Genomic DNA, 13272 nt, shown 5'->3' with positions numbered 1-13272 from the left:
AGCTCGGATGTCGACCCGATGATAGGGATTGGCGGGTCGTCTGCGGCAAACGGTCTACACGACGGCGTCCATGACCATCCGGATCAGAGGGGGGCGATGGAGTCGACGGCGCGGATCACGGCGGCCAGGGCGTCGGGGTCGCCGGTGCGGTCGTAGACGTCGAGGGCGGTGTCGGCGAACTTGATCGCATGCTCGTCCCCGTGGCGGACGGCGCGGTCGAACGCCTCCTCCCGTTCGGGCGCGGCCGGCAGGTCTTCCCTGGGCGCCGGCTCGGCAGGGCCGTACGCGGCGATCACCGCGGCGCTGGCCGCCCAGGCGGCGGCGAGGCTGGGGCCCCAAAGTGACGTCGGCAGCGCGGGCAGGGTGCGCAGTACGGCCGTGGGCGCGGTAGCGGAATGGACCAGCATGACCGGATTGCCATGCGCATGTGCGAGATAGCGCAGCGTGGCCGCGTTCGCCAGCTCGGCGAGCCGTTCCCGGGCCTGCTCGGCGTCGGCGGCCGGTCTGAGCGCGGCCAGCGACCCCTCCCATCCGGCGGTACCGGCCAGTTGCGCGAGCCGGTGGTTGATGCCCTGGTTCTGGTCCGGCACTCTTGGCACGCCGGCCAGGGCGCCGGCCGGGTCGGCCGTACCGGAGGGCGTCGCGGTAGCGGCGACCGTCTGCCAGCGCGCCGCCCAGTAGCCGAGGGCCTGGCCGAGCTCGGCCAGCCGCATCTCGTCCTCGTGGCTCAGCAGCTCACGGACCGCGTGCCCGGTACGGATCACCCCATGGGTCGCCCCCGCCGCGATGCCCGGCAACAGCCGCGGCCACCAGGTCTCCAGCACGGCACGCCACGGCTGCCGCTTCAGCTCGGTCTCGAAGAAGCTCAGCCAGTCACCGAGACGACGTCCGTCGCCCAGTGCCTCGCGCCAGCCGCCATCGGTGATCGTCCAGGTGCCGCTCGGCAGCTCTTCGAGACGGTCCATATAGGCGTCGAGCCAGCGATGGACGTCACGCGCGCGCCCGCGCCTGACCATCGACTCGACCGCCATCGGGCCGTGGTTGGACAGCCAGCCCTCGAACTCGGGGCCCGTCCGGTGCAACCGTTCGTAGGCTTCTTCCAGCATGCCGGTGTCATCCATACCTCCGCACGCTAATCGGACGCCGGCCCGCACGCCTCGGTCCGTGGACCGAAATTTCCATCCATCATTGGACCTAGGCCGACTTGTCGACCTCCCTCGACCCCTATTTGGCCGTGCCGTGCCAGCTCTCCCACAGGGCGGCGTACGGGCCTCCGGCCGCGACCAGCTCGTCGTGGGGGCCCAGCTCGGTGATGCGGCCGTCCTCCACGACCGCGACGCGGTCCGCGTCGTGCGCCGTGTACAGCCGGTGAGCGATGGCGATCACCGTACGGCCCGCCAGCACGGCGGCCAGCGACCGCTCCAGGTGCCGGGCGGCGCGAGGATCGATGAGCGAGGTCGCCTCGTCCAGGACCAGCGTGTGCGGGTCGGCCAGCACCAGCCTGGCGAGCGCGAGCTGCTGGGCCTGCGCCGGGGAGACCGTCTGGCCGCCCGATCCGACCATGGTGTCGAGTCCCTCGCCAAGGGTCCCGCCGAGGGCCTCGACCCACTCCCGGGCGTCGACGGCCTCGAGGGCACGCCACACGTCGGCGTCCGCGGCCTCCGGCCTGGCGATCAGCAGGTTCTCCCTGACCGTGCCGCGGAACACGTGATGCTCCTGGGTGACCAGCGCGACCTCGCCCCGAAGCTCGTCGATCGGCAGCTCCACAAGTGGGACGCCGCCGACCGTGACCGACCCGGTCCGCGGGGCGTGGATCCCGGCGAGCAGGCGGCCGAGCGTGGACTTGCCCGCCCCCGAAGGGCCGACCATCGCCAGGCGCTCGCCTCTGCGCACCTCCAGGTCGACGCCGTGCAGCACGTCACGATCCTCGCGGTAGGCGTACCGCACGCCGACGGCCCTGAGATCCTCCCCGGCGGGCCGCGTCGCTCCGGGCGTCCGGTCCTCCGGCACGTCGGCCACGCCCAGGAGCCGCGCCATCGAGGCGCCGCCCACCTGGAGCTCGTCCACCCACGACAGCAGCCGGTCGACCGGATCGATGAGCTGCTGGACGTAGAGCGTGGCCGTGGTCACCTGCACCAGCGAGACCCAGCCTTCGATGTAGAACAGCCCGCCGATCAGCAGGGTCGCCACCACCGGGATCACGTAGCCGATCTCGACGGCCGGGAACCAGACCAGGCGCAGGCCCAGGGTGTAGCGCTCGGCCGCGAAGGACCGGGCGATGTCCCGGTCGGCCCGCTCATGACGGCGCCGCTGCAGCCCCAGGGCCTCGATCGTGCGCGAGCCCTCGACGGTTTCGGCCAACCCCTCCGTCATGTCCGCGTACGCGGCGTTCTCCCGCAGATAGCCGTCCCTGGCACGGTTGAGGTACCACCTGGTGGCCCCCCACAGCAGCGGTACGGCGATCAGCGCCGGAACGGCCATCACCGGGCCGACCAGGACGACCGCTCCGACGATGAACGAACCGGTGACAATGGCGATCAGCGTCTCGGGCACGGCGCGCCGCACGGTGTGAGACAGGGCGTCGACGTCCCGGGAGGTTCTGGTGATCAGATCGCCCGATCCCGCCCCTTCGATGGTCGAGAGCGGCAGGCCGAGCACCTGGTCGACGAAGTCCTCACGCAGCTCGGCCAGCACCTTCTCGCCCAACCTGGACGAGGCGAAGACGGCGAACCTGGTCAGCACGGCCTGCGCTGCCACGAAGCCCGCGATGGCCAGCGCGATCACGTCCACGCGAACGTGGGCGGAACCACCCGCCACGTCCTGGACCAGCTCGCCGAGCAGTCGCGGCGTCACCAGCCCCGTCACCGCCGCGAGCGCGTGCAGGGCCAGAGCCAGCACGAGCTCCCCGGGATGCTTCAGCATCAGCCGCCGTGCGTAGGCACGCACCTGGGCCCGGTCGGCCACCGGCAGGATTTCCCGTGCCACGTTCAGTCTTCCCCTCGGGTCACGCTGGATCGATAGCCGGACGAGGTCGCGAGCAGTTCCCGGTGGGTGCCCTCTGCGCTGACTTCGCCATCCTCGACGAACAGGACCAGGTCGGCCCGGTCGAGGACCAGCGGGCTGGTGGTGCAGACGAGCGTCGTGCGCTCCGCGCGGGCCTTGCCGAGCCGCTCGGCGATACGCGCCTCCGTGTGCGCGTCGACGGCGCTGGTCGGCTCGACCAGGATCAGGATCTCCGGATCGGCGAGCAGCGCGCGGGCCAGCCGCAGCCGCTGCCGCTGGCCTCCGGAGAACTCCCGTCCGGACTCCGCCACCTGGGCGTCCAGCCCCTCGGGCAGGGCCGCCACGATGTCCTCGGCACACGCGCTGTAGAGCGCCTGCCGCACGTCCTCGTCGGTGGCCGACCCCGTGATGTCCAGTTCGTCGCGCAGCCGCCCGGCGAACAGTTTCGCCTCGTTGTCCGCGACCAGGATGTGCCCCCGCACCCACGCGACCGGCAGGTCCGCGAGCGGCGTCCCGTCGAGCGTCACCTCACCCGGTGCGTACCACCCGAGCCGGTCGGCGATGGCGATCGCGTCCTCCGGCACGGCCGCGGCGAGCGCGGTCAGCCGGCCCGGCCGTACGGCGACGCCGGACCGCTCATCGACCAGCACGCCGTCGGACGGCGTGTGCCGTGCCGGCGGGTCCTCGCGGAGCGTTTCCCGGAGCTCCGGGGCGTCCTGGATCTCCGGCTCGATCGACAGGATGTGGCACACGCGGCGCGCGGCCACATGCCCTTTGGTGATCTTGTCGGCCGCCTCGGTGAGCGTCCTGATCGGGGCGATCAGGAACACCGCGTATCCGTAGAAGGCCACGAGCTGGCCGGCGCTGACCCGGCCGTCCAGCGCGAAACGCGCGGCCAGCCAGGTGACACAGGCGATGAGCACGCCCGGAAGCAGGATCTCCGCGCCCGCCAGCATCGAGTCGACCGAGGCGACCCGCACGCCCGCGTGCCGTACCCGCTGCGACTCCTCGCGGTACCGGGCGGCGAAGACCTGCTCACCGCCGATGCCGCGCAGCACCCGCAGGCCCCCGACGATGTCGGCGGCCCGGGTCGCCAGCTCGCCCTGGAGATCGCGCTGTCGGAGCTGCCTGCGATGGAGCGGCCGCAGCAGCGGGCCGACCGCCGCCGTCACCATCGGCACTCCGACGAGCACGACGATCCCGAGAAGAGGCGAGGTGGAAATCATGATCACCGTCACCACGGCGATGGCGACGACCGCGCCGACTCCGCGCAGCAGGATGTCCATCGAACTGCCGATGTGCTCGATGTCGGAGTTGCCGACGCTGACCACTTCACCGGTGGACAGGCGTTTCGGGAGCGTGGCGCCGAGCCGGGTCGCCTGCCGTGTGGTGACCTGCACTGTGCGATAGGCCGCCGACAACCAGTTGTACACGGCCATGCGATGTCGTGACGCGCCCGCCGCGGCCTGGACGACGCCGAGGCCCAGCACCGCGCCGGACCACCAGATGAGCGCGTCGCCGTCCTTGGCGATCAGCGCGTCGATCGCCAGGCCCAGCGCCGCCGGGACGAGTGCCTGGCCCAGCCACCATACGACGGCGAAACCGATCCCGATGAGGATGAGACGCGTCTGACCGCGCGCCACCCACCACAGGTAGCCGATGGGGCCGCGGACGTCGGGAATGCCGGGATCACCGGCGACGAGGGAGCGCATGACCGTTCCAGGCTCGCAAGATCACAGGTGGGCGGGCAAATGATTTTCCCCGGGGAAGCTCCCCTCCAGAGGCCGACCGCATGGCACGATAAGCATCGGAGGTGTTATGAGAATCGACTTCCAGGCAGTTCGCCCGCAGCTCATCGAGCTGTGCAGAAAGTATGGCATCGCCGAACTGTCGGTCTTCGGCTCCGTCGCGCGTGGCAGGGCAAGGCCCGACAGCGACATCGACCTCCTCTACGTGCTCGCGGAAGGCAACGACATCGGGCTCGAGTTCTTCAACTTCCAAGAGGAACTCGAGAAACTGCTCGGCCACAAGGTGGACGTCGTTTCCAAGGAAGGCCTGCACTGGATCATCCGAGACCATGTGCTCAACGATGCCCAGGTCCTTTATGCAGCGTGAAGGGCTCTATCTCGGCGACATCGTAGAAGCGGCCCGGAGGGTCACGCTTACCTGGAAGGTGTCTCACCGGAGGCCTGAGATGCTGACGAGATGCGCCGAGACGCCGTCATCTGGCAGCTTTCGATCATTGGTGAAGCCGCAGGTGCCATCTCGGACGAAACCCGTGCGATGGCACCCGAGATCCCCTGGAAACTGATCCGCGGGATGCGTAACGGCGTCCTGCACAGATACTTCAGCGTGGACTGGAAGATCGTCTACAACGTTGCGACAAAGAACGTGCCCGAACTGGAGCATCAAGTGCATGCCCTACTCCGCATGCTTTACCCGGAGATCGCGGCCAGGTTGGACCAGCGGGACTGAGGAAGCGTAGGCCGTAAGTCCCAAGATTTACGGCTTGCCTGCTCAGGGGGCGTCGTCGCCCTGGCACATCACCAGGGCCGTGCGGTCACGCCAGCGGGCCTCGGCGTGATTCGCCGGGGGAAGCACAAGGAGGCGACCCGCGGACGTGTCGTGCCGCAGGCGCACGGTCGCCCGACCCGGCGGGATCGCGCGCCGCACTTCAGAACCCGCCGGGCCGGCCGTCCGCGACCCCGGTGGCCGCGGCCCCGGTGGCCGTGCCGGTCCCGGCTGCGACGCCATGGCGATCGCCGTGTCCGTCGTCGAGACGGAGATCTCCACCGGCACCATGTGGACGCCGTCTCGCCGCCGCACCCCGGCGTCCTTGAGGACCCGTCTCACCAGGACGCCCGCGAGGCCGTACATCAGGTGGAGCCATCCGTGTATGTGGTGCTCCTGGAGTCCGGCCGCCCGCAGATCGGGCAGCCCGAACCGGGACATCCCGGTGGTGTCCACGCCGTATCGTCCGTCGTCGTCCACGCGGACGTCCACCCCGACCCAGTCCCGGATGGGAAAGTGCTCCGGCGATGGTGACGTCCTCGGCCGCCATGCCGGGGGCAGGAGCACGGCCCGCTCGGTGTCCAGGAGCATGCCGCCGGTCATCTCGGCGACCCGCTCGACCGTCGCGGCGCAGGCGTCCAGATGGGCCGGCGGCCAGCCCGGCGGGGCCGTGCACGTGACGGCAAGGTGGCCGTCCGTTCCCTCCAGCAGCACCGCGACGAGCGGATCCACGCCAGGCGTGCAGTGCGGACACCTCAGCTGGGAAATGGTCTCGGCGAGAGCGGGATCGCGGCCGTCGATCTCCGTCATCCGGAGGTCGACGCCGCCCGGCAGACCTTCTCGCAACCCTGCGACCGCCTCGGCCGGCAGGGGTCGTTCTGGCGCGGCCGCCACCAGCGTGGCGCTCACCGATGCGGGGACGGACAGCGGGATCCGGGTGGCCATGGGGTGTGCCTTCCTGTGCGGGAACGGAAGACACACGTTCGCAGCCGCCACACCCCCGGCCCGGCCCCGAACGCCGCTCTGTGGATAACCTCGGAGCCTTCCCGGGCGGCCTCCGGATATCCCGGGTCAGGCGTCGAGGAAGACCGAGGTGTCGAGGGTGAAGTCGACCGGTGCGGGAATGCGCAGTTCCTCGCCCATCTTCACCCGGGTGACGGTCCGATAGCCGTCCTCTGACGGGTCGGTGTGCACGCTGACCGTCCTGGGCTCGGCTTCGGGATCGACGATCAGCAGGAGCGGCACTCCGCCACGCGCGTAGATGCCGGGCTTGTCCTCGCGGTCCTCGCGCACGCTGTTGGCGGACACCACCTCGGCGACCAGGATCAGCCCGTCGGAGAGGACCTCCCGGTCGCCCCACAGCGGAGCGTCCTTGGGGCCCATCGCGAAGTCGGGGATCAGGGGCTCCCGGGTCCAGGCGATGCAGACGTCGAGTTCGGGCCAGGTTCGCCAGCTGTGCTCTCTGGCGACGGGCAGGAACGCCTCGACCAGCAAGGCGATGATCCAGGACTGCCGGGGGTTACCACGTGGGCTCACGATCACCCTTCCGTTGACGATCTCGATGTGGAAGCCCGGCATCTCGGGCAGCCAGTCGACGAACTCCCTGATGGTCGTCGGCATCCTGGAGGTCGTGGGCTCGACGGCGGGAACCTGTTCCGTCTCGGAAGCCGGCTCCATGCCGGTGACCGGTTCCGGTTGCCCGGCAGCCTGGGCGTCCTGGTGATCTCGCCTGGATGTCATGACCATGGCCGTACCCGCTTCCGCTCGCACAGTTGCCGTCACGCGGAGTATCGCATTGATCCCGTACGGCTACCGCCCGATTCCGTGTTCGGATGGCGGCGGCGATGCGGAAGGCGGGGGCCCTGCCGCGTCTCCTGCGTTCAGGAGTCGCGGCTCAACAGGCACGGTCAGTACTTGTACCAGGTCGCGGCGTAGTAGGTGCCATGCCGCGGGACGTACTCACCGTCGACGCTGACCGGGTAGTAGCCCTTCTTGCCGTAGGAGTCGTGCTTCTTGTTCAGCTGGGACGCGGTCATGCCGTACTGGGTCCACCATTGCCCGGCCGCCCGGTGGAAGACCGCGGCGTAGGTGCCGTCGGGCGCCACGATCACCTGCTTGGGGAAGTAGCCCTTCTTGTCGTTCTTCTTGATGACTTTCGTCAACTTGGCCGAGGTATGGCCGGTGACCCAGCCGTAGCCCGCCGACGACTGGTGCCAGATCGCGGCGTACCGGACGTCGGAGGCCGTGCCGTACGCGGTGAGCGAGACCAGGGCGAGGCCCTTGCCGGACTGCCGCTTGTCGGTCTTCTTGAACTGCGCCCCGGTCATGCCCCACTGGACCTGCCAGCCGATGTTCCGCTTCTCGAAGACGCCGGCGAAGGCCGCGCCGTACCCGCCTCCGGAGGCCGTGATGATCGCGGGAACGTACCCCTTCTTCCGTAGTTTCTTGAGCTCCTTCTCGTACGTCTTCGCGGTGAAGCCGTCGAGGCACCACCACGCGGGACCACCCGTCTTGGCCCACACCGCCGACAGCCGCGAGCCGGTAACGCTGAGGGAAATCGGGCGATATCCCTTCTTCTCGAGCTGCTTGCCCTTCTTACGGTGCTGAGCAGAGCTGTATCCGGAATAGGTGTAGTAGGCGGGGCGGCCCAGCGCCGCCTGGCTCATCGGTGCGAGCGCCGCGCGCACCGTCACCGCCGCGGGCACCGCCGCCGATGCCGCGGCCGGGACCGCGGTAATGGAAACGGCCAGGCCGGTCGCGAGCGCAATCGCACCGAGCGCCCGCCGGACGCCAATCGAACCTCTCATGGAAGTGAATTCCCATGAGAAGGTCAAAAAGTCAACAGATCGCCTTCTCCACACGTACCCCTGCCGAAGGCGACGGCGGAGCGCCGCCTTCGGCAGGCAGGGCTCGTTACTTGGACGCCTTCAGGTAGTCGGCGTTCATCCGGGCGATCGCGTCCAGCGGGATGCCCTTGGGGCAGACCGCCGTGCACTCACCGGTGTTGGTGCAGCCGCCGAAGCCCTCGGCGTCCATCTGCTCGACCATCGCCTTGGCACGCGAGGCGCGCTCCGGCTGGCCCTGGGGCAGCAGGCCCAGGTGGGTGACCTTGGCGGCGGTGAACAGGGACGCCGAGCCGTTCGGGCAGGCGGCCACACACGCGCCGCAGCCGATGCAGGTGGCGGCGTCGAAAGCGGCGTCGGCAGCGTCCTTGGGCACCGGGACCGAGTGGGCGTCGGGCGCCGCCCCTGTCGGCACGGAGATGAAACCGCCGGCCTGGATGATCCGGTCGAACGACGACCGGTCCACGACCAGGTCCTTGATCACCGGGAACGGCGCGGCCCGCCACGGCTCGATGGTGACGGTGTCGCCGTCCTTGAAGTGCCGCATGTGAAGCTGGCAGGTCGTGGTGGCGCGCTGCTCGCCGTGCGCGACGCCGTTGATGACCATGCCGCACATGCCGCAGATGCCCTCGCGGCAGTCGTGGTCGAAGGCGACGGGCTCCTCGCCGGCGAGGGTCAGCCGCTCGTTGAGCACGTCGAGCATCTCCAGGAAGGACATGTCCGGCGACACGTCCTCCACCTGGTAGGTCACCATGCGGCCGCGGTCCTCCGGGCCGTTCTGGCGCCAGATCTTCAGAGTCAGGTTCATGCCGCGCCCGCTCACTTGTAGCTCCGCTGGGTCATCTTGACGTACTCGTAGTCGAGCTCTTCCTTGTGCAGGACCGGGCCGTCCGGGGTCCACTCCCAGGCCGCGACGTAGGCGAACTCGTCGTCGTCGCGCAGCGCCTCGCCGTCGGCGTCCTGCGACTCCGCCCGGAAGTGGCCGCCGCAGGATTCGCTGCGGTGGAGGGCGTCGACGCACATCAACTCGGCCAGCTCGAAGAAGTCGGCGACCCGGCCGGCCCGCTCCAGCGCCTGGTTGAGGCCCTCGGGATCGCCCGGCACCTTCACGTTGTTCCAGAACTCCTCGCGCAGTTCGGGGATCCGCTCCAGCGCCTTGCGCAGCGATTCTTCGGTGCGCTCCATGCCGCAGTAGTCCCACATGATGCGGCCCAGCTCGCGGTGGAAGGAGTCGGCGGTGCGGGTGCCGTTCACGGCGAGCAGCCTGCTGATCTTCTCCTTGACCCGGTCCACCGCCTCGTCGACCGCGTCCTGGTCCACCTGCCCGAACGTTCCGGCGCCGGCCAGGTAGTCGCCGACCGTCGTCGGCAGCACGAAGTAGCCGTCGGCCAGCCCCTGCATGAGCGCCGACGCGCCGAGGCGGTTGGCGCCGTGGTCGGAGAAGTTGGCCTCGCCGACCACGAACAGGCCGGGGATGCTGGACTGCAGGTCATAGTCGACCCACAGACCGCCCATCGTGTAGTGCACCGCCGGGTAGATGCGCATGGGCGCCTCGTACGGATTCTCCCCGGTGATGCGCTCGTACATCTCGAAGAGGTTGCCGTACTTCTTCTCGACGGCCTCGCGGCCGAGCCGGGCGATGGCGTCGGCGAAGTCGAGATAGACGCCGAGGCCGCCGGGGCCGACGCCGCGGCCCTCGTCGCAGACGTTCTTGGCGGCGCGGCTGGCGATGTCCCGGGGCACAAGGTTCCCGAAAGCCGGATAAATCCGCTCAAGGTAGTAATCGCGCTCGTCCTCGGGGATCTGCGCCGGCGGCCGTTCGTCGCCCTTGCGCAGCGGCACCCAGACCCGGCCGTCATTGCGCAGCGACTCTGACATCAGCGTCAGCTTCGACTGGTAGTCGCCGCTCACCGGGATGCAGGTCGGATGGATCTGCGTGTAGCAGGGGTTCGCGAAGTAGGCGCCGCGCCGGTGGGCCCGCCAGATCGCGGTCGTGTTGCAGCCCTTGGCATTGGTCGACAGGTAGAACACGTTGCCGTACCCGCCGCTGGCCAGCACCACCGCGTCCGCCAGGTGGGTCTCTATCTCACCCGTGACCATGTCGCGTACCACGATGCCGCGCGCCCGGCCGTCGCTGACGATGAGCTCCAGCATCTCGTGGCGGGTGTGCATCTCCACGGTGCCGGCCGCGACCTGGCGCTCCAGCGCCTGGTACGCGCCGAGCAGAAGTTGCTGCCCCGTCTGGCCGCGGGCGTAGAACGTACGGGAGACCTGGGCGCCGCCGAAGGACCGGTTGTCGAGCAGCCCGCCGTATTCTCGCGCGAACGGCACGCCCTGCGCCACGGCCTGGTCGATGATGTTCACGCTGACCTGGGCGAGACGGTAGACGTTCGACTCACGAGAGCGGAAGTCGCCGCCCTTGACCGTGTCGTAGAACAGCCGGAAGACCGAGTCGCCGTCGCCGCGGTAGTTCTTGGCCGCGTTGATGCCGCCCTGGGCGGCGATGCTGTGCGCCCGGCGCGGCGAGTCCTGGTAGCAGAACGACTTGACGTTGTAGCCCAGCTCGCCCAGCGTGGCCGCGGCCGAACCGCCGGCCAGGCCGGTGCCGACCACGATGACGGTCAGCTTGCGCTTGTTGGCCGGGTTGACCAGCTTGGCCGAGAAACGCCGCTTGTCCCAGCGCTCCTCGATGGGCCCCTCGGGGGCCCTGGTGTCCGCGATCGGTGCGCCGACACGCCACTCGCCGACTCGCCTGAGGATGCCGCTCACTTGATCACTCCGATCGTCACCGCGAGGGGGGCCGCGAGGAAGCCCGCGACCAGCGCCAGCGCCACCACGCCCGCCAGGGCGCGCAGCGGCCGGTAGCTGCGGCCGCCCGCCAGCCCGAGGGTCTGGAACGCGCTCCACACCCCGTGCCGCAGATGCAGCCCGACCATGGCGAGTGCGACCACGTAGAACGACGTCACCCACCAGCGGGAGGGCGCGAAGCCGGCGACCATCCGGTCGTACGGCGTGGCGGCGTAGCCCTCGGGGTTCACCACGCCGAAGGTCATGTCGAGCAGATGCCACACGACGAACAGCAGGATGACGATCCCGCCGTATCGCATCACGTGGGTCGCGTACCCGTTCGCCTGCGACCTGCGCCGCACCGCGTACCTGACGGGCCTGGCCCGGGCGGCCCGCCGGGCCAGCGACACCGCCGACCACATGTGCAGCACCACGGCGGCCACGAGCACGATCTCGGTGATCGTCAGAATCGTACGGGCGGGCAGCGCGGGCTCGCCGACCGTGCGCAGCCATTCGGCGTAGCCGTTGAAGGCGTCGGCGCCCAGGAAGATCTTCAGGTTCCCGAGCATGTGGCCGATCAGGAAGAGCACAAGGACGGCCCCGGTGATCGCCATGACGGCCTTCTTGCCGTTCGAAGAGGAGACCAACCGGGTCGGGAACCCGGAACGTCTCCTGCGCGTTGGCACAGGAGCGGGTGCGACCGGCGGGGGGACAGGCGTGGTCGCCTGCCCACGCTCGATCGCGTGGTCAACAGTCGCAGTCATGTCTGCCCACGCTAAGAACGGACATTCCGCGCGTCCAAGTCATCACCGGACTGGTTTCTATAGCCGGAGGCTATGCCCTCTGTCCCGCGCCCTTCTGGCGACATGCGCGACCTGCCCGGATGCGAGCTAAATCACACTCCGCCCCGGACCTTCGACCCTGGCGGGCTCCTGGTAGACCCTGCCTCGGGTCGGTCGCGGCGATAGCCGTACGCTATGAGAAGTGCAGCTCCAACAACTCGCATACTTCCTGGCAGTGGCCGAAACCCGGCACTTCACTCAGGCCGCCGAGCGGATGCGGGTGGCGCAGCCGTCGCTCAGCAAGCAGATCAAGGTGCTGGAGACCGAGCTGGGAGCCCAGCTGTTCAGCCGGGCCCGGGGCAACGTCACGCTCACCGCGGCCGGGGAGGCGCTGCTCCCGCTGGCCCGCCGCATGCTCGCCGACGCCGAGACCGCGCGGCGCGAGATAGCGGAGCTGGTGGGGCTGAAGAGAGGCCGGGTACGGCTCGGCGCCACGCCGTCGCTGTGCGCCGGGCTGCTCGCGGACGCGCTGGCCCGCTTCCATCGCGGCTATCCCGGAGTGGAACTGCTGGTGGAGGAGAGCGGCTCCCGTGACCTCGTGCGCGGCCTCGCCAGGGGACAGCTCGATCTGGCGCTCATCATCCTGCCGCTGCAGAGCACGGATCCGTCCCTGGTGACCGAGGAGATCCTCCAGGAGAACCTCGTGGTCGCCGCCGCCACGTCCGCCTCCGCCGCCGCGTCGGCGCCCGCCGTCGGCGGGCGTAAGCCGTACGTGCGCATCCAGGACCTGCGCGGACGTCCGATGGTGATGTTCCGGCGTGGGTACGACGTGCGGGAGGCGACGCTCGCGGCGTGCCGCCAGGCGGGGTTCGAGCCGCGCTTCGCGGTGGAGGGCGGCGAGATGGACGCGGTGCTGCGGTTCGTCGAGGCCGGACTGGGGATCGCGGTCGTCCCCTCGATGGTGTTGAACGGCAGGCCCAAGCTGGTGGGGACACCGCTGGTCCCCCGGTTGCGCAGGACCGTCGCACTCGCCAACCGCAAGGACGTCGAGCCGACGCGGGCGGCCCGGGCCTTCCGCGCCACCCTGCTGTCCTTCCTGTCCGAGGCGGCCCGGGACGGCACCCTGCCGCAGGGCATCGAGGCCCGCATACCAGACGCCCCGAGTTCGTGAATCCCGGTGGAGTTACTAGGGTGGGTCGATGAGGCCGTGATTTTCGTCACCACGCGGCCTCGGAACAGGTGAAACACGAGGTGAACCGAGCCGAACTGCCAGGGAAGTGACGGGAATCACACACGGGAAGAGTGACCCTCCTCACAGTTCGTGATCTGCCCGTCGTAATGTTTCC

The 13272-nt window shown here is 69.6% G+C and carries 12 protein-coding genes; 3 read left to right on the top strand and 9 right to left on the bottom strand.

Annotated elements, in window-relative coordinates; translation table 11 throughout:
• Window positions 1-83: 83 nt before the first annotated feature.
• The 3 genes from Mth01_RS07505 to Mth01_RS07495 form a co-directional block, all read right to left on the bottom strand.
• Window positions 84-1121, bottom strand: coding sequence for a questin oxidase family protein (locus Mth01_RS07505; RefSeq protein ID WP_204013485.1), 1038 nt, complete (start codon window positions 1119-1121; stop codon window positions 84-86).
• 103 nt (window positions 1122-1224) lie between these two features.
• The gene (locus Mth01_RS07500) at window positions 1225-2985 is read right to left on the bottom strand and encodes an ABC transporter ATP-binding protein (RefSeq protein WP_204013482.1); all 1761 of its coding nucleotides are present in this window, start codon (window positions 2983-2985) and stop codon (window positions 1225-1227) included.
• 2 nt (window positions 2986-2987) lie between these two features.
• The gene (locus Mth01_RS07495; RefSeq protein ID WP_204013480.1) at window positions 2988-4715 is read right to left on the bottom strand and encodes an ABC transporter transmembrane domain-containing protein; all 1728 of its coding nucleotides are present in this window, start codon (window positions 4713-4715) and stop codon (window positions 2988-2990) included.
• 106 nt (window positions 4716-4821) lie between these two features.
• Between Mth01_RS07495 and Mth01_RS07490 the strand changes: the two genes are divergently transcribed.
• Together Mth01_RS07490 and Mth01_RS07485 are read left to right on the top strand one after the other, a co-directional pair.
• A complete protein-coding gene (locus tag Mth01_RS07490) occupies window positions 4822-5118 on the top strand; it encodes a nucleotidyltransferase family protein (RefSeq protein ID WP_204013477.1) in 297 nt (98 codons plus the stop codon).
• 90 nt (window positions 5119-5208) lie between these two features.
• Complete coding sequence (locus tag Mth01_RS07485; protein ID WP_204013474.1) at window positions 5209-5478, top strand: HepT-like ribonuclease domain-containing protein; 270 nt, start codon at window positions 5209-5211, stop codon at window positions 5476-5478.
• Between the two features lie 42 nt (window positions 5479-5520).
• Here the strand turns inward: Mth01_RS07485 and Mth01_RS07480 are convergent, their stop codons facing one another.
• The 6 genes from Mth01_RS07480 to Mth01_RS07455 form a co-directional block, all read right to left on the bottom strand.
• Window positions 5521-6459, bottom strand: coding sequence for a hypothetical protein (locus Mth01_RS07480; RefSeq protein ID WP_204013471.1), 939 nt, complete (start codon window positions 6457-6459; stop codon window positions 5521-5523).
• 126 nt (window positions 6460-6585) lie between these two features.
• Window positions 6586-7254, bottom strand: coding sequence for a Uma2 family endonuclease (locus Mth01_RS07475; protein WP_204013468.1), 669 nt, complete (start codon window positions 7252-7254; stop codon window positions 6586-6588).
• A 167-nt stretch (window positions 7255-7421) separates the two neighbouring features.
• The gene (locus Mth01_RS07470; RefSeq protein ID WP_204013465.1) at window positions 7422-8321 is read right to left on the bottom strand and encodes a hypothetical protein; all 900 of its coding nucleotides are present in this window, start codon (window positions 8319-8321) and stop codon (window positions 7422-7424) included.
• Between the two features lie 106 nt (window positions 8322-8427).
• Window positions 8428-9165 carry a succinate dehydrogenase/fumarate reductase iron-sulfur subunit gene (locus tag Mth01_RS07465; RefSeq protein ID WP_204013462.1) on the bottom strand — a complete coding sequence of 246 codons (738 nt, stop codon included), beginning with the start codon at window positions 9163-9165 and terminating at the stop codon, window positions 8428-8430.
• An 11-nt stretch (window positions 9166-9176) separates the two neighbouring features.
• Window positions 9177-11126: a fumarate reductase/succinate dehydrogenase flavoprotein subunit gene (locus Mth01_RS07460; RefSeq protein ID WP_239089455.1), complete on the bottom strand. Its 1950-nt coding sequence runs from the start codon at window positions 11124-11126 to the stop codon at window positions 9177-9179.
• A complete protein-coding gene (locus tag Mth01_RS07455; RefSeq protein WP_204013459.1) occupies window positions 11123-11908 on the bottom strand; it encodes a succinate dehydrogenase cytochrome b subunit in 786 nt (261 codons plus the stop codon). Before Mth01_RS07455 ends, Mth01_RS07460 begins: the two co-directional genes overlap by 4 nt.
• Before the next feature lie 220 nt (window positions 11909-12128).
• Here Mth01_RS07455 and Mth01_RS07450 point away from each other — a divergent pair, with 220 nt between their 5' ends.
• On the top strand, window positions 12129-13097 hold the full coding sequence (locus Mth01_RS07450) for a LysR family transcriptional regulator (protein ID WP_204013456.1): 969 nt from the start codon (window positions 12129-12131) through the stop codon (window positions 13095-13097).
• Window positions 13098-13272 lie beyond the last annotated feature (175 nt).

Origin of the sequence: Sphaerimonospora thailandensis, from assembly GCF_016863115.1 — a bacterium.
Taxonomy (GTDB): Bacteria; Actinomycetota; Actinomycetes; order Streptosporangiales; family Streptosporangiaceae; genus Sphaerimonospora; species Sphaerimonospora cavernae.
Note: the sequence above shows the minus strand (reverse complement) of the source record. Positions and strands in the feature narration are given on the sequence as shown.

Bases quoted from the DNA above. Each gene is read 5' to 3' on its own strand.
- Mth01_RS07505 (WP_204013485.1), bottom strand. From the start codon at position 1,121: ATGGATGACACCGGCATGCTGGAAGAAGCCTACGAACGGTTGCACCGG.
- Mth01_RS07495 (WP_204013480.1), bottom strand. From the start codon at position 4,715: ATGCGCTCCCTCGTCGCCGGTGATCCCGGCATTCCCGACGTCCGCGGC.
- Mth01_RS07490 (WP_204013477.1), top strand. From the start codon at position 4,822: ATGAGAATCGACTTCCAGGCAGTTCGCCCGCAGCTCATCGAGCTGTGC.
- Mth01_RS07485 (WP_204013474.1), top strand. From the start codon at position 5,209: ATGCGCCGAGACGCCGTCATCTGGCAGCTTTCGATCATTGGTGAAGCC.
- Mth01_RS07480 (WP_204013471.1), bottom strand. From the start codon at position 6,459: ATGGCCACCCGGATCCCGCTGTCCGTCCCCGCATCGGTGAGCGCCACG.
- Mth01_RS07475 (WP_204013468.1), bottom strand. From the start codon at position 7,254: ATGACATCCAGGCGAGATCACCAGGACGCCCAGGCTGCCGGGCAACCG.
- Mth01_RS07470 (WP_204013465.1), bottom strand. From the start codon at position 8,321: ATGAGAGGTTCGATTGGCGTCCGGCGGGCGCTCGGTGCGATTGCGCTC.
- Mth01_RS07465 (WP_204013462.1), bottom strand. From the start codon at position 9,165: ATGAACCTGACTCTGAAGATCTGGCGCCAGAACGGCCCGGAGGACCGC.
- Mth01_RS07455 (WP_204013459.1), bottom strand. From the start codon at position 11,908: ATGACTGCGACTGTTGACCACGCGATCGAGCGTGGGCAGGCGACCACG.